Here is a 22,266-nt window from a genome sequence, read left to right on the forward strand (position 1 = left end):
AAATATGATTAAATATTATAATGCACTGATATTATGTTTAGTATCAGTGCAATTCTTTTTTATAGGGGGTGGAAATATTGCTTTAGGTCAAAATGAAGCAATTACCGACAGTATAGGCCGATCATTGGAACAATGCGCCACCGTTTTTTTTGAAGAAAAGCAAGCACAGTCTCTGGGCTATTTTGGTTCCAAAGCTTATTTTGAAGGATGGGTAGCGGCCAAAGGAGAGCAATTAAGGTTGGAAAGTGAGGGGAACCGCACACTTGCCGATGAAATTAGACAGCTACCCGTGGTTATTCATGTGATCCATCATGGAGAAGCGATTGGTGTAGGGGCAAATATCTCTGATGCACAAATTTTAGATCAGATAAGAATATTGAATGAGGATTTTCAAATGCAAAATTCTGATTTCACTACCAATACCCCAACGGAATTTTTAGATGTTGCCTCAAGTGCAGGGATTGAATTTGTTTTGGCCAAACAAGATCCCCAAGGCATGCCGTCTAATGGGATCAATAGGGTGGAAGGACCAAAAGATACTTATGGATTAAATGATGCGGCTTTGGTAGGTCAACTTGCCTCTTGGGCACCTGAAGAATACATTAATATTTGGGTAATGCCGCTGACCCCACCCACAATAGGCTTTGCCAGTTTCCCTATTTCCAACGAATTGGAAGGTTTAAGCAACCCTACTGTGACCCGAGAGACCGATGGGGTTGCCATTGATTATAATTATTTCGGAAGCATTGGCAATGTTTCTCAAAACTCCAAAGGAAGGACCGCCACTCATGAAATGGGACATTTTTTAGGCCTCAGGCATACCTGGGGTGATGGAGGTTGTGAAGTTGACGATTATGTGGCTGATACTCCACTGCAAAGCCAATCTAACAATACTTGTATTGTTACTCCTAGATTTACTTGTGATTCCAGAGATATGGTGGAAAATTTCATGGATTATACACCGGATCGATGCATGAGCCTCTTTACTGTAGGGCAGGTGGAACGCATGGATGTAATATTGACCTATAGCCCCAGGAGAGCATCTTTGCTCAGTAGCAGGGCACTATCAGACCCACAAATTTATAGTTATGATATTGAACTTACTGAGATCATTTCACCGTCGAATTATCGCTGTAGCAATACCATTACTCCTGTCATCGAAGTAGTAAATGCAGGACAGGAAACGGTCACCAAAATTAAGGCTAGTATTCAGCTAAATGGGGCAGCGCAAGAAACGAAAGATTTTGAAGTAAACATTGCCTTGGGAGAATCTGCACAACTTGCCTTTGATGAAATTTTCTTAAGTGGCAGCAGCAATACATTTGGAGCAGAGATTTTATTGGTGAATGATGCCGAAGATGAAGACCAGTCAAATAATTTTCAAAGTATTACTACCAATTTGCCGGCCACGGCAGTTCTGCCTTATTCCTACCCCGGACACCGTGTGATTTCCGGTTGGGAATACATCAACGAGGACCAATCCTATACCTGGTCGCCAATTGATCTTCCGATCGACGGCAGCTCCAGCGAGGTGTTTCTGCTCAATGGTTTCGATTACAATGGTCAAGGTGAATTGGATTATTTGATTAGTCCGGTTTTTGACCTGTCCGGTTTACAAAATCCACAGCTGTCATTTGATTTGGCCTATTCACCTTTTTCAAATAGCGCCTACAGTGAGTCGCTTATTGTTGCTGTTTCCACTGATTGTGGCAATACATTTAATCTATTGACAGCTCCTTATAACAAGTCAGGCAATATTCTTGGAACAGTCGGTGTTTCCTCCAATGAATTTGTACCAAGTACTGAGGAACAGTTTAGAAAAGAATTGGTCAACCTCAGTGCCTATGCCGGAGAAAGTGATGTGCGCCTTGCTTTTGTGTCAATCAATGGATATGGAAATAATATTTTCATTAAAAACATCAACCTGAACACTGAGGAAAACTTAAATTACCAAGTAGAGATAGATGCTGTGGAAGAACCTTTGCCAGTAGTAAATGGAGCACAGGTATCGGATATATTGACCTTGTCCAATAATGGGAACCTATCCGTGTCCAGTTTTTATCTAAATAAAGGTGCAGGAGATTCCAATTTGATAGAAGGTGTCAGCCTTTCACCGGGATCCTCCATCTCCGTGGAATTGGACAATTCCTTTGATCCTGGTTTAAATCAGGTAACCTATGAGGTTTCAATGCCTAATTTTGACCAGAACGACGACTCCGGAGACCAAATGACCAGGTATTTTATTCAGAATGAGGTAAGTATATTAGCTCCTTGGCGTCAAAATTTTGATTCCGGCCAACTTGATGACTGGCTAAGCATCAATCCTGAAAATAATTTGCCTTCATGGCAAGTGTCTTCTATATCAGGAGAAAATCAAGCTGTATTGTCCGGAATGGAATCCAACAATGCCTATTGGTTGGTTTCACCTGAATTCTCACTTGATGGAACAAGTAGGGCCGGTTTAATATTTGATTATGGAGGAGATGGTTTTTCCACAGAGGGTATTTCCGGTTTTTCAATTTTGGTGAGCACAGATGGAGGTCAAACGGGACAAAAGGTGTGGGAGGTGACAGGTGAAGGGCTCAATAAGGAAATAGGTTCCAATGGATCGGATGAAGCAAGCCAACACAGCTTTGTCAACTTGAATGACTTTGCGGGGGAAGAAAAAGTTAGGATATATTTTAAAGTACAAAATGAAGAAGATTCTGAAGGAGTACTACAGGTAGACAATATTTCATTGTACTTGTCCGATAATCCTGACCCTGTAGTACCTGAAATAAACCAGAGCTTGATTTACCCAAATCCCGCTCAGGATGTATTCAATATTACCTTTAACCTACAGGATTATGAAGACATAACCATTCAATTCTTCAGTACATCCGGGCAGAAAGCTTACGATATTACCTTTCCCAATACATTGAATCAAACGTATAGTTTTGGGAAGGAACATTTGAGTAGCGGTTTGTTTATCGTAAAAATCATGGGAGAAGATTTTCTTCTGACAAAAAGATTGGTTTTACAATGATGATAATGAAATAGGAAGGGATAGTTCTTTTAGAAAAATTTGAGCTGTAATTTATAAGATATAAATTATAGCATTAATTTGCATAAGTATTCAAATGAAAAAAAGGTGACATCCTAAAAAGTTGGATCAAATCTTGCATTAGACAAATTATGAGTGATTTTAAAGTAGGTATTAAGAAAATAGGTATTCACCTGTTGATCATATTAGCCATTACCTTTGGGCTATTGTTTACCTTTTTCCAAATTTATTTACCGAGTTATACCCATCATGGGGAATCGGTTACTGTTCCGGATTTAGAGGGCTTTCATTATGATGAAGTTCAAGGATATTTAGAAGGAAGGAACCTTATTATGGAGGTTACTTTAGACAGTGGGTTTGTAGCTGAAGCTGAGCCTCTAGTGGTATTAAAGCAAAACCCAAAGCCGGGGGCAAAAGTAAAACAAGAGCGTAAAATATATGTTACCCTGAATGCAAAAAATGCACCTTTGATCAAGATGCCTAACTTGGTCAATACACCGCTGAAAAATGCCCAAGAAATAATAGCTAACTTTGGTTTGGTGAGGGGAGATATTGTATATGTTCCGGATATTGGCCACAATGCGGTATTAAAACAAAAATACAGGGGCAGAGAAATTAAGGAAGGTTTGGAGATTCCCAAAGGCTCCAAAATTGATTTAGTGGTAGGTGATGGCCTGGGCAATCAGGTATTGACCATGCCAAATATTATAGGAATGGATGATCTTGAAGCTGAGTTTTTAATATTAGGCTCTGGTCTTACCATGGGGGAAATCAATTATGTGGAAACAGATACTGTTCCTAAGGGTACAGTTATTAAGCAACTTCCTCCTTCCGGATTAAGCATGAGAACTGGAGAGCGTGTGGATGTATGGGTTTCTGAACTTGCCCAAGAAATAGATTTTTAGATGGAGAAATTCAAGGTATCGGTTCTGATTTGTGTTTTGTTGTTAGGGCTTTTATTAAGTTTTAATAGTCAAGCGCAGTTTCGGCAACTTCCGATACCTCCCCAACCGGTAGCTACAGAGGATGGATCAACCTATCACCTTAAGACCGCAGAAGAGGTGCTACAGCTTCCTTTTTGGGATGATTTCTCCTCCGGTGAATTTTCGGAATTATTGTGGGAAGCCAAGGGAGTAAATGCTTCCTTTACTACCGGAATTTCAGCCCCATCTTTAGGGGTTGTGGTGTTTGATGGGGTGGATGAAACCGGGCAACCATATAGCTCTACCAGATTGGAAGAAGGGGAGGGGGATCAATTGCTCTCCAAGCCCATTGATTTGACTTCCACAGTTGATACTTACCTTAGCTTTTATTGGCAGGCAGGAGGCAAAGCAGAACGCCCTGATGATTCAGATGCCCTTGAGTTGTATTTTTTAGATTCAGAGGGTAATTGGGAATTGGCGTGGAGCCAAAGTGGGGAGGCTGATTTGTCAACCGATGATTTTATTCAAGTTTTATTGCCTGTGGAAGATAAGTTTTTGCATGGTGCCTTTCAGTTTAAATTTCAACAATCCGGAAGGATTTCCGGGCCTTTTGATTCCTGGATTTTAGATTATATTTACCTGAACAAAGATAGGAGTATTATTGACAGGTTTCCAGAGGACAGGGCAATCACTCAAATTCCCGGCAGCCCTTTTGCACCTTATTTTGCCATACCCTATTTTGAAATTACCGAGGAAAAAATCACCGGCCCAATAAGCAACGAATTCAATAATTTTGCGAATAGGTTTAGGGCCATGGAGTATACTGTCAGCTTAAAAAATAATGCTACAGGTGAGCTTTTGGATGAACCCAATACCAACACTCCTTTTAACCCGGTTCCACAGGCCTTGGAGCGAAGAGCTTTTAGTAGCAGCAACTTAGATGTCAAAGAATTGGTGGAGGCGATTGATGAGCCTATGGATGTGGAAGTGTCCATGTACCTAATGGCAGGGGATACGTTTCTTGAGGAAGAAGAGGGAGATGGACAGGCTTCCAATGTGGATTTTAGGGTGAATGATACCAGTAAAATTGTCATCCCCTTTCGAGATTTTTATGCCTATGACAATGGAATGGCAGATTATGCGGCCGGAATTAACCAAAGAGGTGGTATTTTGGCCCTGTCTTTTGAGTTGACCAACCCTTCTTACCTTGCAGGAGTAAGCATTCAATTTGTCGACCCTGCCCAAAGGAATAATGCCATAGAATTGATGGTATGGGACACCGTTAGCCGTGAACCTTTATATCAAAAAGAGGTCTTGATACCGGCCGATGCCGGCTTGGGTGTTTATTCTTATTTTGAATTGGATTCCAATGTACTTGTTGAGGACCACTTTTTTGTTGGTTTCACTCAGTTTTCAAATGATTACCTACCGATCGGTTTAGACAAAAGTGGAGATTCCGGGGACCGGATTTTTTATAATGTGGTGGGAGCCTGGCAGCAAAATGAGCTTGTTAGAGGTAATTTAATGATGCGGGCACATTTGAGTTTAGACCCGGTGGTGGAAGAAACCGAAATACCGGATGAAGAATTGGTTTTTTACCCTAACCCGGTAACGGAAAGGTTGTATGTGGTAGGAGAGGTCACTGATATCAAAGTTTTTGATTTTCAGGGAAGATTGATAAATATACCACAGGAAGTGGATAAAGCAGGTAAAATGCTTAATTTTACAGAAAGTCAAAAAGGAATGTATCTGATCAAAATGGTAAAAAACGGTCAGATTTTAACTCATAGAATTATTGTTCAATAAGTAGCGATGAAAGACATAGAAGTAGAAGAATTAAAAGAAAGATTAGACAAAGAGGAACAGTTTGTTTTTTTAGATGTCCGAGAAGTTTATGAATATGAAGACGACAATCTAGGCGCTAAAAATATCCCTCTAGCCCAGCTTCCTAATAAGCTATCTGAAATAGAAATACACAAAGATGATGAAATCATTGTCCACTGTCGATCAGGTGCCAGAAGTGGTAATGCCAAACAGTATCTGGAAAGTCAAGGCTTTACAAAGGTCCGAAATGTTCTTGGAGGTATTTTGGCCTACAGAGAATTAGAAGAAGAGTAATTATAATTTTACTAGATTTTATTCTTCAAAAACGAATGGTTCAGGGGTAAAGCATAGGATAAAAATGACTATGGCTATCCATCCCAGAACGATTCGTTTTTGATTTAAATTTCTCCCATCAATTACTTCCGGGTGCTTGATACCTAAGATCCTGCCCACTAGGAAAGCAAAGAAAAGCCATCCGGAATAACCTTTAACATCCGGCCAAATACTTACCAGACTGTATTGAATGGAGGCAATCATAAGTGCCATTATCCATTTGTTGGTATTGGACAGGTCTGATTTTCTATAGCAGATGTACAGAAAACCTATATACAGGGGCAAGGCCAGTGCCAGATAGTTGATGTCCTCAAAAGGGCTGATTATCCCAAGTCCGGCATAAAATAAAAATGCAGTGTAGACCACTAAGGAGATAACCTTGTGTTTTTTGGGAAAAAGGCCAAAGACCACATGGCCTCCATCCAATTGCCCAATGGGTAAAAGGTTAATGGCTGTAAAAAACAAAGCCAAATATCCTGCAAATAGGTAAGGGTAATGGATTATTTCGGACATGGCCGGCATCCTCTCAGGATCTGCCAGTGTTTTTTCCATGGTCCAAAACAATAAATTATAGCCCAGTTCAAAATCCATAACTTCTTCATCCTCTCCCAGCACATAGTCCGGATCTGCATATTCAGGGTGGACCTCATAGATGTAGTCAGCTTCCGGCAAATTTGTGAAACCGAAGAACAAGACGGCCAAGGCTACCACAAAGCCGGCAATTGGGCCTGCAACACCAATGTCGAAGAATTTCTTTCTACTGCTAATTAGCCCTTTTATTTGTATAACGGCACCAAAGGTTCCTATGGAGGGTGAACCTAGGAAACCTAGCCAGGCAGGAATAAAGAAAGGTAAGGATGACCTTACTTTATGGTAAATGGAAGTAAACAAATGCCCCAACTCATGAATCAGTAGAATCCCTATAAAGGGAAGAGAAAACTGCAGAGAGAGGACAAAATATTCCCAGGTAAGCGGTTGCTCGGAGGAGAGTATGCTCCTTCCATAGAGCCATTCACCGCCTGCCAGGGTAGTTGCAACAATTGTTAATAGGAAAAGGGTACCGTGTTTTAAATATTCTTTGGTACTATACATTTTGAAAAAAATTGATTAATGCTTTTGGGTGGTCAATATGGTATGTTTGTATGCCAACTTTTTTCGCGCCCAAAAGGTTCTCTTTGAGGTCATCAAAAAATAAACATTTTTCCGGAGCTGCCCCAATGCCTTTGACCACCTCTTTGTAAATGGCTTCATCCGGCTTACGCAAACCCATTTCCTGGCTTAAGAACAAATGGTCAAAAAGCTGAGGCCAGGTGTCTTTGGGTAATTTTTGTTTAAAGGTTTCTTCCACCACCTTAAAATGTATGCTATTGGTATTGCTCAGCATAAACAAAGGGTATTTTTTCTTTAGCTCCATTAGCAGCTCCAATCTTTCCTGAGGAATATCCACCAAGATACTGTTCCAAACCTCATCGATCCATGCATCTTCCCAGTCTGAAGAAAAGAAATCCCTCACTCCATTTCTAAAAGTATTTTCGTCTGATTTCCCTGTTTCAAGGTCAAAGTGAATAGGGGAGACCATAAATTCTTTAATTAAATGATGTTGGTTTTCCGGCAGGCGACTATTTATTTTTTCAAAAGTCCGTTGGTAATCAATGTCATAGATAACATTGCCTAAATCAAAAATCAAAAATTCAATTTCTTGCCAATTTTTCATTACAAATTATGTTGTGATTTTAAAATCAAATATGTAACATTGCATTCCCAAAAGCAAGGTAAAAGCTTCAAAAGACTTTTAAACTTCATATGGGAGCCGAGTTGAATTTGAAATAATTTTGGACTTGGACGATTACTTTCTTTTATTTGTGGTCAAATAGAGGAGAGTATAAAATCTTAAAAATAGTGGGGCCTATAACTCAGCTGGTTAGAGTATCTGACTCATAATCAGAAAGTCCCTGGTTCGAGCCCAGGTGGGCCCACAAATTAGCCGAGAGCAATCTCGGCTTTTTTTATGCCTAATTTTTTATATTTGACACCGGTGGCTGAGCCTGTCGAAGCCATAGGTGTTTGAGACCTAAGCTATTGGTTAAGGTTGCTATATATGAAAAAATTTTACGCTCTAAATTTCGGCTAAAGCCGGTTAAATAGGTTATTGCTTTAATAAATGGGCTAAAGCCCATTCCTATTGAGAGGGATTTGTTTATAAAAAAACGTGGTGGATATTAGGGTGGGTTAAATGGATTTGATTGTTTCTATTTTCAATGGTGATGAATTTAAATTATCAATAGCCCCCAGCTTTAGCTGGGGGATCTCAATAATTTGTACGTTTATATGGCTTTAGCCAAATTTTTCAGGTTAAAAGCTTTCCACCTTGATTTAAGAGATGATAGCAAAATGAACCTATCCTACAAAAGTTGAAAGCTTTCCCATTTTAGGTCCAAGTTACGCTTCGCTAAACTTAGACCAGGTAGGGACATAGGATTTTAGGCATTTACCTTCGGGAAATTATGCTATAAACCCTTAACCGCTCTAAATTTCGGCTAAAGCCGGTTAAATAGGTTATTGCTTTAATAAATGGGCTAAAGCCCATTCCTATTGAGAGGATTGTTTAATGTAAAAATCTAATGGAATTTGGAATCTATTTATGGATTACGTTTCTCAATAGCCCCCAGCTTTAGCTGGGGGTTTTGAATATTATCTCATTTCCTTGGCTTTTGCCAAAAGATTGCCCGGTTATCGGTCATAAAACTTTTGAACTCGAATGCCGGGCTCAGCCCGTCTGTAAGCAAAAGTCCGTAGGAGTCATTTTTATTTAAGATCCTACATTGCCCAAAAGCAATAGAAGTGGTAAAGAGGAAAAGGCAAGTAAAAAAGTAAACGGATTTACCCTTGAATTAAGATATTGTTTAAATAGTGAAAATTGAAATTTCTCTTACAAGAACCTCAATCCACCTACTAAAAATAATTTGTAGCAAAAATACTTAGTTTATAATTAATATTTCCAACTAAGTCTTAATTATTTTCAACTGAATTTTAAGAAACTAAGAATTCTGATTTAACCTTTAATTGGTTTTTGTCTAGTCATTGATTACTTTAAATTCCCATAATTGATCCCTTCAAGGTTCAACTTAATGCTATTACATTGCTATGGTATTTTGTCTGATGGTTTGCAGGGGGTGTTTCCCTCAATTGGAGAGGATAAGATGCCTTAATTTAAGTAGGTTTTTTTACAAAGAAGTATTGGATGTCCACCATAATTAGTTACGGGAAAAATTAATTAAGCGGCCTTTAGCACAGACTTTGTTATGCTTGGCTGAATGGTTGATGATTCAATTGTCACTAATAATGTTTTATGCAAAAAATAATTTTAGGAAAACAAGTGAAGGAGTTAGATGCATTGTATGTCAATGAATCGGGTATTAGCTCCTATCAGTTGATGGAAAGGGCTGCCAATGAATTTTGTCATTGGTTTGAAGCCAAATATAAGAAAGCCAGTACAGTAAACATTTATTGTGGAACGGGTAATAACGGGGGAGATGGCCTAGCCATCTCAAGGATATTGTCCGGTATGGGGTATCAGGTAAATGTTGCTATAATAGGCAATCAAGAAAAAGGATCTGTAGATTTTACCAAAAACCTAAAGGTTTTACCGGAAAAAATAAGAGCAAGCAGCTGGAGCCAATTGAAGCCTTCTGACATCTGCATCGATGCTATTTTTGGTGTAGGAATAAACAGACCCCTGGAAGGGGAGTACGATGCCCTGGTGCAAATGCTAAATAATAGGGAAGGGGTAAAAATCAGCGTAGACATGCCTTCAGGACTTCCATCTGATGCTCAGGCAGAGGGGGAAGTTTTTCATGCGGATTATACCGTCAGCTTCCAATTTCCAAAATTGGCCTTACTATTTCCTGAGCATGCGACTTATGTAGGCAAGTTGGTGGTGAGAAAAATAGGGATGGAACCAAAGCATTTTAAACCTTTTTCTTCCGAATATTGGTTTTTTTCAGGAGAGAACATGGCTTCCTACCATAGGAAGTTTCCTGTTTTTAGCCATAAGGGCGATTTTGGTCGCATCATTTTGGCTGGAGGAAGTTATGGTAAAATGGGCTCTATTTGTCTGAGTACCATGGCTTCATTGCGAACAGGGTCAGGGCTTGTGTTTTGCAAAGTACCGAGATGTGGGGTAAATATTGTTCAATCTACTATCCCTGAGGCCATGGTATTGCCACCATCCTCGGAAAGGGAAGTTGATGCAGACCTAGATTTTTCAGGCATAGATGCGATTGGGCTGGGTCCCGGTCTGGGCAAAGGAAAAAATGCCAAGGAGCTGGTTCACCATGTTCTTAAAAATTATTCAGGGCCTACTGTACTGGATGCTGATGCCATCAATATCCTAGGGGAAAAACAAGAATGGATATCTTTATTACACCCGAATGTTATCCTTACACCGCATTTAAAAGAGTTTGAAAGATTAACGGGCAAGGCTTGTGACAATCACCTTAAGCGAATTAATTTGGCCAGAGATTTTTGCGAAGAAAATAATTGTAGTTTGGTTTTAAAGGGAGCATTTAGTCTGCTCACTTTTCCTGATGGAAGCCAAATATTTAACAATTCCGGGACGGTTTATATGGCCACAGGAGGTTCCGGAGATGTGCTTACAGGAGTACTCACCTCCTTTTTGGGTCAGGGGTATTCAATGAAAAATGCGGCCATATGCGGTGTTTTTCATCATGGACATGCCGGAGAACTTGCCGGAGAAAAAAATGGAAGGGGCACATTGCCTACAGATATCATCAACAGTATTCCACAAAGTTTATTGGCTTTTGGGATAGAATAAGTATACCGGCTTATTTCGGTAGCAGGAGAAAAGATTTTCTATGGTGAGGGCAAGGACCCAATGTCTGTATTCCTAGGCGGTGGGCTTTGGTTGGATAACCAACATTTTTCTCCCAACCATACCCCGGATATTCCAGTGCTAGCTTGGCCATTAATTCGTCTCTATGTGTTTTTGCCAAAATGGAGGCGGCGGCTATGCTTGCATATTTGGCATCTCCCTTCACGATACATTGGTAAGGAATATCGTAGACTGGGTTAAACCTGTTGCCATCAATCAATAAAAACTCAGGCGTGACTTTTAATGCATCAATCGCCCTGTTCATGGCTAGAAAGGATGCATTCAAAATATTGATTTCGTCTATTTCCTCGACTGAGGCACTAGCAATGGCCCAAGCCAAGGCATTTTCCTTTATCTCATTGTTAAGCCTTTCCCTGTTGCCCTTGGTTAACTTTTTTGAATCGTTGATCCACTCATTGGCATAGTCTTCCGGAAGAATGACTGCAGCGGCAGTCACAGGACCACAAAGGCAACCCCGGCCTACCTCATCACAGCCGGCTTCTAATCTATTAGGAGCTAAATTCGGTAGCAGCATTGGGGTAAAATTCCTGTTCTTTATGGTATTTATGAATCAATTCGGCAACCAAGCCTGTCCAGCCGGTTTGGTGGGAGGCGCCCAGTCCACGTCCATTGTCCCCGTGAAAATACTCGTAGAAAAGAATCAAATCTTGGAAATGAGGGTCTTTCTGCATTTTCTCATTTTCTGCATAGATGGGTCGATTCCCATCCTTGTCTTTCATAAAGATGTTGATCAATCTGAGAGACAATTCTTTTGCGATCAAATCCAGGGTAATGTATTTCCCTGAACCCGTTGGATATTCTATGGAGAATGTGCCGCCGTAATAGTAATCAAACTTTTTCAGTGACTCAATGATCAGGTAATTGATAGGAAACCAAATGGGGCCTCGCCAATTACTATTTCCACCAAACATAGAGGTTTCTGATTCTCCTGGAGCATACCTGATGGAAAATCGATTGCCATTGATTTGTATAGAGTAGGGGTGTTCCAGATGATACTTGGACAGGGAGCGAATGCCATATTCTGATAAAAACTCTTTTTCATCAAGCATTTTGTTAAGAATGCTTTTCATTCGATGTCCTCGCAGCAATGAAAAGAGTCGCCTTTTGTCTCGCCCTGGATGAATCCAGTTGGATACCAAAGCAGCCAATTTAGGTTTTTCCTTAAAGAAAAAATTCAATCGCTTTTTAAATTCAGGCAGGTCATCAAACAACTCTTCCCGAATAGGTTCTACAGCAAACATTGGAATGATGCCCACAATGGATTTTACTTTCATGAGCTTAGGTTCTTCTCCGGAAAGGTGCAGGACATCATAAAAGAAATTGTCCTCATCATCCCAAAGGCTGATGTTTTCTTTAGAAATATTGCTCATGGCACCTGCTATATTCAGGAAGTGCTCCAGAAATTTAATGGCTGTATGCTGATAAACTTTATTGAATTCACATAGATCCAAGGAGATCCTAAGCATATTGAGGCTAAACATGGCCATCCAAGAGGTGGCATCTGCTTGTTCAAGTTTACCAAAAAACTTGTCTACATGGCTTCTATCAAAAACACTGATATTGTCAAGCCCCAAAAAGCCACCTTCAAAAATATTCTTGCCTTCTTCATCTTTTTGATTGACCCACCATGTAAAGTTAAGAAGTAGCTTATGAAAGGCTCTTTCCAGAAATTCCTGATCTCCTACCTTGTTTTCGTTATTTTTTTTATCAATTTGATAGACACGCTGGACAGCCCAGGCATGGACAGGAGGGTTGACATCGTTAAAATTCCATTCATAGGCAGGCATTTGACCATTGGGGTGCATGTACCAATCATTTAGCAAGACAAGCAACTGATCCTTGGCAAAGTCCGGGTCTAAACGGGCAAGGGGGATGGTATGAAATGCCAGATCCCATGCCGCATACCATGGATATTCCCATTTGTCTGGCATTGAGATAATGTCATAATTCTGTAGGTGGCGCCAATTGCTATTTCTCCCGGATTTTCTCTCTTGTGGAGGTTGATACCTTCCCGGGTCACCTTCCAGCCAACGTTCTACATTGTAGTAATAAAATTGTTTGGTCCATAGCATACCTGCATAGGCTTGCCTTTGGATCATTTTCATTTCGTCGTCTTTAACCCTTTCTTGGATATTTTCATAGAAATTGTTGGTGTCTTCTATGCGGTTTTGAAGAATCCTTTCGGCATTTTCAATAGGGTTTTCAGTTTGCAACTTTTGCATCCTGAAGAGTACTTCGGACTTTCCTCCGGCAGGGATGGTCAGTTTATAAATGGCAGCTGACTTGGTGCCGGTGTTTTTAGGGTTTAGGTGAGTACTATCCCCATGAAGCACATAGTCATTAATGGCATCTTTAAGGTATTTTTTTTGATTGCCAATATGGTATAGCCTTTCCCGGTTGGTTTCATTGTCACAAAACTTAAGTTCAGGCTCCCCTTGAAAAATAAAGCTATAATTCCCTGATTTTGGAGAGTAGGCTTTAATTCTATTTTTGCCACTTTTTCTGAGGGTGGGCATAAAAGGCTCATCTCCTGTAAACCATGTTTTTCTAAACCAAATGGTAGGCATTACCCATATATCGGCTTCTTCCGAACCTCGGTTATGGATGGTGGCTTTGCAGACAATGTCCTCTATGTCTTCCTTCCCATATTCCAGGTAAATATCAAAATAAGCGTTGTTATCAAATATACCTGTATCTAATATCTCGTATTCTCTATCAGTTTTTCCTCTTCTTAGATTTTCATCCAGTATTTGCTGGTAGGGGAATTTGCTCTGTGGGTATTTATAGAGCATTTTCATATAACTATGCGTGGGAGAGGAATCCAGGTAATAATACAATTCCTTAACATCCTCACCGTGATTTCCTTGATTTCCTGTGAGACCAAACAGCCTTTCTTTAATCATTTCATCCTGACCGTTCCAGAATGCCCAAGAAACACATATTTTTTGTTTGTTGTCGCTGATACCGCCAATACCTTCTTCTCCCCAACGGTATGCTTTACTTCTGGCATCATCATGGGTTACATTCTCCCAGGCAGATCCATCTGGACTATAATCTTCTCGAACGGTACCCCATTGCCTTTCCGTAAGGTAAGGGCCCCATTTCTTCCAGTGCCGGGTATTTTCCCGGTCTTCCTTCAATCGCTTTAGCTCTATATTCATGGGTAGTTCTCGCCGAATTAATAAAGAGCGAATTTAAGCTATTTAGATTTCTTTATGCTAAAAATTCATGCTTCAATTTGATTTTTTTTCAATTTGTTTCAATATTATTATGGATTGAATCACCAACCTCTCTTTATAAAGCCTTAAATAAACCTTTATATGTATGGTTTTAACTTGGTGTAATGGGAAAAAGAGGTTCATTCGATATAGGCTGGCCTCAAAAGGCCATGGTCCATTATTGCGGAGGACTAGAGAAGATCAGGGCCTCAGGCTTAAACTTTAAGGCTTCTTTGACTCGATAGTTCTGCCACCATTTCCGTGATATGGTTGTCCAAAGTACTTTGCCAGTTTTTAAAAGTATAGCCCTTCTGAAAGTTTTTGGCTGGTTTTTGCATATAATCTTCCAAAACGGATAGATCAAATGTATCCGAGGCTTTGCCGGCACCGGCCATTTCTGCGTCCAGCGCATTGCAACGCTGTTCATACTGTCCCTTTACCGGAACCATAAGGATTGGTTTGCCCAGAAACATGGCCTCACCTATGGATTCGAAACCTGCTGTGGTAAGAAAACCTTTGCAAGTAGCCATTTTTTCTAAGAATAGTTGTTCATTTATCAGGTGAAAAGTAAGGTTTGGCAATGCCTGATAAGGGTTCTCAAAGGCAGTATTGTCCCAAAAAGCTTCAATTTTTGCCTCCGGGTTTTTCTTGGCAGAATCTATGATTTCTTGAGCATAGCCCGGGTTAACCACATAGGCCAGGTAAAAATCTTCTTGTGCAATTGCTGATTTTTTTATGCTTTCTTTAATTAGTGGGGGCCAAACTTTTAGTCCTCTACCTGGCGTTTCCGGTGAGGGTTGCCAAAGGGACAAAGCAATTTTCATTTGGGCACCATAACAAGTAAGCAGGGTGTTTAGCTTAAATAAATAACTGTTGATTTTTCCCTGTTTGGCAAAGATGAAATCAGGATGAAAGGTAAGGTACTGATGTCCTATGGCAATGAATTTTGCCTTAGGTTTATAAAGCAAGTTGTATAAGCCTCCCAAAATGTCATAAAAATTTATGATGCCATCCGGCTTATGGTATTTTACCCGTTGGTCTATTTGTTTTAATGTACGCATAAAAAGTGCAGACTTTTTCAAGTTCTCAATAATTGTTGCACTGATGCGGATAGATTTATTTTCTTTATCTGTGATAAAATTGGGACTGGGGAAACTGTAAATAGGGCAATTGAAAGTATTTAAAAAATAGGTGGGCACTTTCCTTCTTTGACTAGTTCCTAAAATCACTGCTTCTATGCTGTGTCCCTGCTTTTCTAAAATCCCTTTAAGCACCTGAGCTTGGGTCATGTGCCCCCTTCCTTCACCCTGAACGATAAATAAAAATTTCATTTTTCGCTTTTAATAAAAGTTCTTGGCCTGATTGATTGTAATGTCCTTCATCTTAACCACCTTGTTTTTATCGGTTTGGCTAAAATCCAGTTCATTGTAGTAAATCAGTTGCCAATTCCCTTCGTGATCCTCAGCAAGGGCACTAAGAGATTCCACCCAATCTCCGGAGTTATAATAGTCAATGCCATCAATATTTCTAATTTCTGCCTTATGAATATGGCCACAGATTATCCCATCACAATTCTTTGATTTGGCAATTTTACATAGCTCTTTTTCAAAGTCATCAATATAAGTAACAGCCGATTTAACTTTGGATTTTACATATTGGGAAAGGGAAAAGTATGGCAAGCCTTTTTTGCGACGATATAGGTTAACTTGAGTATTGAGCCACAGCAAAAAGGTGTAACCTATATCTCCCAAATAAGCTATCCAGCGAAGGTTGGTGGTGATATTGTCAAAGACATCCCCATGTGTGATGAAATACCTTCTACCATTGCTCTCATAAATCATGTCTTTCAGAATAGAAAGCCGACCGATTTCAAGGGGAAGGACCTGATCTAAAAAATCGTCATGATTGCCACGGAGATAATAAACCTTTGTTTTATTTGAATCTATCATTTTCAAGATTCTATTGAAAACCCTGGTATGTTTTCTCTTCCAGCTGCCTGACTTTTTTAGTTGCCATCCATCGATAATGTCGCCATTTAGGATCAAGTTTTCACATTCGTGCTGCTTTAAAAACCTGACCACTTCTTTGGCTTTGGAACCTTTGGTTCCAAGGTGGATGTCAGATAGAATAATCGTTTTAAAATTTGTCTCCAAAATGATTTTATTTTGGAAGCAATTTAATCATGCCAAATAAACTGGTAATGAAGCCCTTATTATTTAAATGCTAATTTGGAGGGAGGATCCTCTGTCTATATGAAGGAATTGTTAAAAACCGAATTATACCAAAGAGAAAAGTAGTGTTTGTGCTACAAAGAAGAATTATGCATTGAAAATTAATTTAAAAACAGTTCCTTCACCCACTTTTGATTTAACTTGAAGGTTGCCTTTGTGCCGACGCATGATTTGTTTAGAAAGGCTTAGCCCAATACCCGAGCCTTTTTGCTTGGTAGTGAAAAAAGGAATAAAGATTTTATTCAATGCCTCTTCTTCGATTCCTTTTCCGGAATCTTCCAGTTCAATGATTATCTTTCCATTGTCATCAATGAAAGCCCGCAAGGTTATTTTCTTGCTTGGTGTTTCTTCCACTGCATGGATGGCATTCTGAACCAGATTGATCAATACCTGTTCAATTAAGGAACAATCAGCAAATAAAAGCAGGTCGTTGGGATGAATTTCTTTATTAAACTGGATGGATTTTTCTTCATTTTGGTTTTGAAACAAGATGTCTAGCCTGTCAAAAAGCTCTTTTAATTTTATAGCAGTAAATTTTGGCAAAGGCACATGGGCCAGACTTCTAAAATCGCTAACAAAATTGATCAAGCCTTCACTTCTTTTCTCTATCGTGGAAATCCCCATTTGATAATCTTGTAAATCATCCTGTTCTACCTGTCCTTTATTTTTGATCTTGTCTTTTAAATCAGTGCTTATGGTGGCTGCTAAAGAGGAAATGGGGGCAATTGAATTCATGATTTCATGGGTAAGTACCCGGATAAGGTTTTGCCAGGCTTCCATTTCTTTTTCCTCTAGCTCACTTTGAATATTCTGTAAGGAAACCAATTTAAACTTCGTATCCCTCAATACCAGTTCTATGGCATAAACGGACAATTGCATGATTCCATCTGGATGGGCGATTTTTATAAGTTCACTTCCTCCTGTCCGTAGTTGGTCTATGGCTTGATACAATTCCTTATTGATACCTGAAATCTCTCGAATGTGATTGAGTTTATCAATGTTGAGCATCCGCTTGGCAGCCGTATTGAGTATCTGTACACTTCCATCCGCTTCAAAGGTGATTAGTCCGATGCTGAGGTGCTGAAATACTGTTCTGAAATATTGAAAGTTGGCTTCTTTTTCCAGTTGGTCTTCTTTGAGTTTTGCCAGGATGGCGTTGAACTCAATATGGAGGTCATCTGTTTCTGTGCCATCAAACTTCACCGGATATACTGTAGCATAATTGTTTTGCTTGATATTGTCCAGAAACTGTCTGACTTTTTTGAAACTGCTTTCTGCATAGCGGATAAGCAGTATCAATTGAACAAAAGTAAGAATGATAAATAATGAGATGGCAAATACTCCTGCATCATTGCCGATGATATATGCCAGAAAGAAAAGACTTAATGCAAGCACAAAGACCCTTCCCAGTAAACCTATTTTATAATCCATATTTTTCTAACCTTCTGTATAGGGAAGCCCTGGTCAACCCCAATTCTTTCGCTGCTTTAGAAATATTACCACTGTTTTTGTCGATTGCCTTTTGGATCATGTTTTTTTCCACTTCATCGAGATTTAAGGTGTTGGTACTTATTTTTTCGTTAGCAGGTTTTGCTGATAGAAAAAAGAAATCCCGACTGTCTAGTTCCTCTCCTTCGGCCATGATTATGGCCCTTTCTATGGCATGCTGAAGTTCTCTGATATTTCCCGGCCAACTGTACCTTTGCAGCAATTGATGTGCGCTATGTTTCAGACCTTTAAATTCTTTTCTGTATTTGCTTGCATAGACTTTAAGAAAATGTTCAGCCAATATAGGGATATCATCCTGTCGGTCTCTGAGTGGCGGAAGAAAAATTTCCACCGTATTAATCCTATACAATAGGTCTTGACGGAAAGTGCTTTCCATAATCATATTGTGAATGGGCATATTGGTCGCACATATCAGTCGAATATCTATGGGCAACGATTTGTTGGAACCAATTCTTGTAACCTCCCTTTTTTGAAGGGCTGTTAATAGTTTGGATTGTAAGGGCATGCTGAGGTTACCTATTTCGTCCAAGAATAAGGTGCCATTGTCTGCCACCTCAAATCGCCCTGCACGGTCTTCTTTTGCATCCGTATAAGCCCCTTTTTTGTGTCCAAATAATTCGCTTTCAAACAAGCTTTCTGTAATAGCCCCCATGTCTACCCCAACAAAAATCTCATCATTTCTCTCAGATTGGTCATGAATGGCACGCGCAATCAATTCCTTTCCTGTTCCATTTTCACCCAAGATCAAAACGTTGGCATCTGTTTTTGCCACTTTTTCAATTATAGAGAATACATTTTTCATGGAAGCACTGCGGCCAATAATTTCCGAAAACGGTTTTTTCAAGTCTGCTTGAAGTTGCTTCTGACGACTTGAAAGCTTGTCCACTTGATTGTAACTTTCTTTTAATTTGATGGCGGCTGATAAGGTAGCTAGCAATTTCTCATTTTGCCATGGCTTTAGGATGAAATCTGTGGCTCCTTCTTTAAGTGCTTGCACCGCCATTTCCACGTCTCCAAAAGCGGTTATCAGGATTACCACAGCCTTGGGATCGATTTCTTTTATTTTTTTAAGCCAATGAAACCCTTCCTTACCGGAGGTGGTGTCCTCCGTAAAATTCATGTCGAGAAGAATGACATCGTAAGTGTTATTGTTGATCAAAAAAGGAATTCTTCTTGGGTCTTTTTCAATGTTTACTTCTTTGGCATGTTTTTTCAATAACATTTTGGCTGCAAAAAGCAGGTCTTCATTGTCATCTACTATCAAAATTTTACCTAAATTTTTCTCCTCCATTGTTTTTGATTTTTAACTGCTGAAATTATGCCAAGCTTTAATACCCCAAAATAAGAAAAATTGTGTGTATTGGTAGAAAAAAATGTTCGAAAGTGAACAAATTCTTTTCGAATTTGAACACAATGACATTCGTGAGTTCTAATTTTTTAATAGCCTGATATTTCTGTTACCTTTGTGCATCAAACAAAAAAAACATAAATTATGTCTGTAGCAACTAAAGGAAATACCGTAAAGGTACACTACACAGGAAAACTTAAAGACGGAACAATATTCGATTCTTCTAAAGACAGAGAGCCTCTTGAGTTCGTTTTGGGAGATGGCAAAATGATAAAAGGATTTGACGTGGCCGTAGAAGGCATGAAGGTAGGCGACGATAAAAGTGTAACAATTCCAACTGACGAAGCTTATGGTCAGAAAAGAGAGGACATGATGTTAGACGTACCTTTGGATCAGGTGCCTGCAGAAATTAAACCTGAGGTTGGAATGGACCTATCCATTCAAAACCAACAAGGACAGCCCACTCCGGTAAAAGTGGTACATGTAGACGAAGCTAAAATCACACTTGATGCCAACCATCCTCTTGCAGGAGAAGATTTGGTATTTGATATCCAACTTGTTGAAGTAATCTAAATTTGGATCATATAATCTAACAATAAAAAAAGGACTTGTTATTCAAGTCCTTTTTTTTATTCCTTTGTTTTGGTTTGTTTATCAATTGTGCCAGGAGGGTTGGCATAAATACTTTTTGTTTTGTTGTATTTGGCATTGCCAACTTCCACAACAAATATTTTGCTGTTTAGATGGGTGAAGTCATAGTTTTTTTGAAGGCCTTCATCAGGTAAAAGCTGGTCTTGCAAAATAAGGTTACCTAAGATATCAAAGATTTTCACTTCCGTTGACTGGGTATTCGGTTTATCTAGGATAAGTTTAAACTTTTTATTTCCCAATGATTGCAAATTAAAGTTTACGGTAGGGGTGTTTAAATCCTTTGGAAATGAAATTTCTGTTTCAAAGGTTCTGCTAACGTTCTGAGCCTCTGCAGAAAATCTCCCCAATTGGAAAAGTGCTAAAAAAAGGAGTACAGATACTGTAAATTTTAAGGTGTATTTTTCTACATTCATTAATGTGCAAATAGCAAAGATCGATCCGAATAATTTTAAAAATTCAACTTTAATTAATATAATTTAACAAAATTATAACTAATAAACGAATTATTGGCCCTAAAGCAATAAATATTACTCTGTTTTATGTAAATGGTTGTATGGTGTTTTATTAGAAATTTTCAGGGCGTTTATAAACAGCCAGGATCTTTTCGTTGGCCAAACACAGTTGTAAGGAAGAAAGGCTTATTTTTTTAAAGTTTTTATTTTTAGGAATAGCAAATGATTGGGATTTTTTGGTCAAGTAATTGATCTTGATCAATTGGTCATCTTGAATCACATAAACATAATCTCCTTCTACTACCGACCTGTTTTCTGTGGTAAGAGAGATTTTCTCTATAAAATTGGCTTGATTGTCAAAAATATACAACCCATCTTCAGCAATTTGAAGAAACAACATATTATTTCTTTCAGTTAGCAAGATCACTTTCAGGTCATTCTGTTGAATCAGCGTATTTAAGGCCTGAGCTTGCAAAAGCTCATTGTTGATAAGGCTAAACTTAATTAAATTAAGAGCTGACTCATCGTACAGCCACAGGCTATTGTTGTTGCCGGGGCAGGCTTGACTTACCCAACCTGAGGAAATTGACGCATCGATGGAAAGTTTACTAATCGGGTTTAGAAACCTGTCCAAAAACTCAAATCGTTGCAGAGCTGAGCTAAAGAGAAAAACATTTACAGTATTGTAGGCATCCAAATTTGTGACGGGTGCACTTAATGATGTAGCCAATTGATTGATTAAACTTCCTTTTGAATCGTACTGAAAAAGATAACCTTGATTATCTGTCACAAAGATATCGCCTCTGTTATTGGTGGCCAGCTTATCTATTCCCGATAGGGAAAGCTCCCATAATTGGTTAAGGTCATCGTTTTGTCCATAAACATTTCCTCCCATACAAAGCAACAATAGGCTCGCTGAAAACGTCTTAATTAGCCTTAATTGCATAGCCATTGTACTGCTTAAGTTGAAAGCTTATTCCGTCAAATTCACCGTAATAACATTGATTCACCCATTCTCCCAGATTGAAATACACTGAAGTGTCATTGATGGGTAAATTTAAAGGTAAGTGTCTGTGGCCAAATATATAATAATCAAAATGAATTTTGTTTTCAATATCTCTGCTGTATTGAAAAAGCCATTCCTGTTCTTTACCTTTAAATTCATCTTCCTTCTTCAACTCGTTCGAGAGGCGACTGTTTTTGGACCAGGCTTGAGCTATTGCGATTCCAATATCCGGGTGTAGCCATTTGAACAGCCATTTACATAAGCTGCTGGTAAAAAACTTTTTGAGCAATTTGTATTTTCTATCTCCCGGCCCCAAGCCATCACCATGTCCAACGAGGAAACGTTTGTGATTTATTTCAATCTCTTGAGGGTGGTGAAATACGGGTATTCCCAATTCTTCGGAAAAGTAATCCTTCATCCATAAATCGTGATTACCCGTGAAAAAAAACATAGGTATTCCCTTGCTTCTCATCATGGTGATCTTGGCGAAGAATCTAAAAAATCCTTTAGGTATTACTTTTTCGTATTCAAACCAAAAATCGAATATATCCCCTACAAAAAAAATTGCAGCAGCATCTGCTTCAATTTCGCTTAGCCACTTAACTATTTTATCTTCTCTTTGTCTACTGCTAATGTCATCCGGGGTTCCAAGGTGAAAGTCTGAAACAAAATAGACCTTTTGAGATTGCTGTAATGTGATGTTCATAGAATTGTTGCTATTTGTAGCAATTTGAGATGGCGGCATGCTTTGGAAACGATCTGTTTTACTTACAAAATTACTGTTTATTTATAAAAATAGCTTATAGACCACCAATA

The 22,266-nt window shown here is 39.1% G+C and carries 17 protein-coding genes and 1 tRNA gene; 7 read left to right on the forward strand and 11 right to left on the reverse strand.

Features of this window, described 5'->3' with window-relative positions; all coding sequences use genetic code 11:
• Positions 1–4 precede the first annotated feature (4 nt).
• From ACYVHJ_RS00065 to ACYVHJ_RS00080, 4 genes are all read left to right on the forward strand, one after another.
• Positions 5–3,025 (forward strand): choice-of-anchor J domain-containing protein, encoded by a 3,021-nt coding sequence (locus ACYVHJ_RS00065; RefSeq protein WP_460511458.1) that lies wholly within the window; start codon positions 5–7, stop codon positions 3,023–3,025.
• Positions 3,026–3,174: 149 nt separating this feature from the next.
• Entirely contained in the window at positions 3,175–3,948 is a 774-nt protein-coding gene (locus tag ACYVHJ_RS00070; RefSeq protein WP_460511460.1) for a PASTA domain-containing protein, read from the forward strand.
• Complete coding sequence (locus tag ACYVHJ_RS00075; protein ID WP_460511462.1) at positions 3,949–5,772, forward strand: T9SS type A sorting domain-containing protein; 1,824 nt, start codon at positions 3,949–3,951, stop codon at positions 5,770–5,772. It begins immediately after the preceding gene.
• A gap of 6 nt (positions 5,773–5,778) precedes the next feature.
• On the forward strand, positions 5,779–6,084 hold the full coding sequence (locus ACYVHJ_RS00080; RefSeq protein ID WP_460511464.1) for a rhodanese-like domain-containing protein: 306 nt from the start codon (positions 5,779–5,781) through the stop codon (positions 6,082–6,084).
• Between the two features lie 18 nt (positions 6,085–6,102).
• On the opposite strand, the gene ACYVHJ_RS00085 is transcribed toward ACYVHJ_RS00080, so the two are convergent.
• Both ACYVHJ_RS00085 and ACYVHJ_RS00090 read right to left on the reverse strand, forming a co-directional pair.
• Positions 6,103–7,215 carry a site-2 protease family protein gene (locus tag ACYVHJ_RS00085; RefSeq protein WP_460511466.1) on the reverse strand — a complete coding sequence of 371 codons (1,113 nt, stop codon included), beginning with the start codon at positions 7,213–7,215 and terminating at the stop codon, positions 6,103–6,105.
• On the reverse strand, positions 7,208–7,837 hold the full coding sequence (locus ACYVHJ_RS00090) for an HAD family hydrolase (protein ID WP_339903537.1): 630 nt from the start codon (positions 7,835–7,837) through the stop codon (positions 7,208–7,210). Before ACYVHJ_RS00090 ends, ACYVHJ_RS00085 begins: the two co-directional genes overlap by 8 nt.
• Positions 7,838–8,025: 188 nt before the next feature.
• Between ACYVHJ_RS00090 and ACYVHJ_RS00095 the strand changes: the two genes are divergently transcribed.
• Positions 8,026–8,099: transfer RNA gene (locus tag ACYVHJ_RS00095), tRNA-Ile, on the forward strand.
• Positions 8,100–9,472: 1,373 nt separating this feature from the next.
• Positions 9,473–10,957 carry an NAD(P)H-hydrate epimerase gene (locus ACYVHJ_RS00100; protein WP_460511469.1) on the forward strand — a complete coding sequence of 495 codons (1,485 nt, stop codon included), beginning with the start codon at positions 9,473–9,475 and terminating at the stop codon, positions 10,955–10,957.
• 10 nt (positions 10,958–10,967) lie between these two features.
• On the opposite strand, the gene ACYVHJ_RS00105 is transcribed toward ACYVHJ_RS00100, so the two are convergent.
• The 6 genes from ACYVHJ_RS00105 to ACYVHJ_RS00130 form a co-directional block, all read right to left on the reverse strand.
• Positions 10,968–11,549, reverse strand: coding sequence for a ribonuclease HII (locus ACYVHJ_RS00105; protein ID WP_460511471.1), 582 nt, complete (start codon positions 11,547–11,549; stop codon positions 10,968–10,970).
• Positions 11,524–14,196: a glucosidase family protein gene (locus ACYVHJ_RS00110; protein WP_460511473.1), complete on the reverse strand. Its 2,673-nt coding sequence runs from the start codon at positions 14,194–14,196 to the stop codon at positions 11,524–11,526. The genes ACYVHJ_RS00105 and ACYVHJ_RS00110 overlap by 26 nt, the downstream gene beginning before the upstream one ends.
• Before the next feature lie 272 nt (positions 14,197–14,468).
• On the reverse strand, positions 14,469–15,584 hold the full coding sequence (locus ACYVHJ_RS00115) for a glycosyltransferase family protein (RefSeq protein WP_460511475.1): 1,116 nt from the start codon (positions 15,582–15,584) through the stop codon (positions 14,469–14,471).
• 9 nt (positions 15,585–15,593) lie between these two features.
• On the reverse strand, positions 15,594–16,406 hold the full coding sequence (locus tag ACYVHJ_RS00120) for a UDP-2,3-diacylglucosamine diphosphatase (RefSeq protein WP_303612670.1): 813 nt from the start codon (positions 16,404–16,406) through the stop codon (positions 15,594–15,596).
• 165 nt (positions 16,407–16,571) lie between these two features.
• Positions 16,572–17,915: a sensor histidine kinase gene (locus ACYVHJ_RS00125; RefSeq protein WP_339902645.1), complete on the reverse strand. Its 1,344-nt coding sequence runs from the start codon at positions 17,913–17,915 to the stop codon at positions 16,572–16,574.
• Positions 17,905–19,284: a sigma-54-dependent transcriptional regulator gene (locus ACYVHJ_RS00130; RefSeq protein ID WP_339902644.1), complete on the reverse strand. Its 1,380-nt coding sequence runs from the start codon at positions 19,282–19,284 to the stop codon at positions 17,905–17,907. The genes ACYVHJ_RS00125 and ACYVHJ_RS00130 overlap by 11 nt, the downstream gene beginning before the upstream one ends.
• Before the next feature lie 201 nt (positions 19,285–19,485).
• Between ACYVHJ_RS00130 and ACYVHJ_RS00135 the strand changes: the two genes are divergently transcribed.
• A complete protein-coding gene (locus tag ACYVHJ_RS00135; RefSeq protein ID WP_339902643.1) occupies positions 19,486–19,914 on the forward strand; it encodes an FKBP-type peptidyl-prolyl cis-trans isomerase in 429 nt (142 codons plus the stop codon).
• A 56-nt stretch (positions 19,915–19,970) separates the two neighbouring features.
• On the opposite strand, the gene ACYVHJ_RS00140 is transcribed toward ACYVHJ_RS00135, so the two are convergent.
• From ACYVHJ_RS00140 to ACYVHJ_RS00150, 3 genes are all read right to left on the reverse strand, one after another.
• The gene (locus tag ACYVHJ_RS00140) at positions 19,971–20,405 is read right to left on the reverse strand and encodes a hypothetical protein (RefSeq protein ID WP_339902642.1); all 435 of its coding nucleotides are present in this window, start codon (positions 20,403–20,405) and stop codon (positions 19,971–19,973) included.
• A 151-nt stretch (positions 20,406–20,556) separates the two neighbouring features.
• Complete coding sequence (locus ACYVHJ_RS00145) at positions 20,557–21,390, reverse strand: hypothetical protein (RefSeq protein WP_339902641.1); 834 nt, start codon at positions 21,388–21,390, stop codon at positions 20,557–20,559.
• Positions 21,371–22,156 carry a UDP-2,3-diacylglucosamine diphosphatase gene (locus tag ACYVHJ_RS00150; RefSeq protein WP_339902640.1) on the reverse strand — a complete coding sequence of 262 codons (786 nt, stop codon included), beginning with the start codon at positions 22,154–22,156 and terminating at the stop codon, positions 21,371–21,373. Before ACYVHJ_RS00150 ends, ACYVHJ_RS00145 begins: the two co-directional genes overlap by 20 nt.
• Between the last annotated feature and the right edge of the window lie 110 nt (positions 22,157–22,266).

It is taken from the genome of Cyclobacterium sediminis, from assembly GCF_054781075.1.

Coding starts and splice junctions, on each gene's coding strand:
- ACYVHJ_RS00065 (WP_460511458.1), top strand. CDS start 5: ATGATTAAATATTATAATGCACTGATATTATGTTTAGTATCAGTGCAA.
- ACYVHJ_RS00070 (WP_460511460.1), top strand. CDS start 3,175: ATGAGTGATTTTAAAGTAGGTATTAAGAAAATAGGTATTCACCTGTTG.
- ACYVHJ_RS00075 (WP_460511462.1), top strand. CDS start 3,949: ATGGAGAAATTCAAGGTATCGGTTCTGATTTGTGTTTTGTTGTTAGGG.
- ACYVHJ_RS00080 (WP_460511464.1), top strand. CDS start 5,779: ATGAAAGACATAGAAGTAGAAGAATTAAAAGAAAGATTAGACAAAGAG.
- ACYVHJ_RS00085 (WP_460511466.1), bottom strand. CDS start 7,215: ATGTATAGTACCAAAGAATATTTAAAACACGGTACCCTTTTCCTATTA.
- ACYVHJ_RS00090 (WP_339903537.1), bottom strand. CDS start 7,837: ATGAAAAATTGGCAAGAAATTGAATTTTTGATTTTTGATTTAGGCAAT.
- ACYVHJ_RS00100 (WP_460511469.1), top strand. CDS start 9,473: ATGCAAAAAATAATTTTAGGAAAACAAGTGAAGGAGTTAGATGCATTG.
- ACYVHJ_RS00105 (WP_460511471.1), bottom strand. CDS start 11,549: ATGCTGCTACCGAATTTAGCTCCTAATAGATTAGAAGCCGGCTGTGAT.
- ACYVHJ_RS00110 (WP_460511473.1), bottom strand. CDS start 14,196: ATGAATATAGAGCTAAAGCGATTGAAGGAAGACCGGGAAAATACCCGG.
- ACYVHJ_RS00115 (WP_460511475.1), bottom strand. CDS start 15,584: ATGAAATTTTTATTTATCGTTCAGGGTGAAGGAAGGGGGCACATGACC.
- ACYVHJ_RS00125 (WP_339902645.1), bottom strand. CDS start 17,915: ATGGATTATAAAATAGGTTTACTGGGAAGGGTCTTTGTGCTTGCATTA.
- ACYVHJ_RS00130 (WP_339902644.1), bottom strand. CDS start 19,284: ATGGAGGAGAAAAATTTAGGTAAAATTTTGATAGTAGATGACAATGAA.
- ACYVHJ_RS00135 (WP_339902643.1), top strand. CDS start 19,486: ATGTCTGTAGCAACTAAAGGAAATACCGTAAAGGTACACTACACAGGA.
- ACYVHJ_RS00140 (WP_339902642.1), bottom strand. CDS start 20,405: ATGAATGTAGAAAAATACACCTTAAAATTTACAGTATCTGTACTCCTT.
- ACYVHJ_RS00145 (WP_339902641.1), bottom strand. CDS start 21,390: ATGCAATTAAGGCTAATTAAGACGTTTTCAGCGAGCCTATTGTTGCTT.
- ACYVHJ_RS00150 (WP_339902640.1), bottom strand. CDS start 22,156: ATGAACATCACATTACAGCAATCTCAAAAGGTCTATTTTGTTTCAGAC.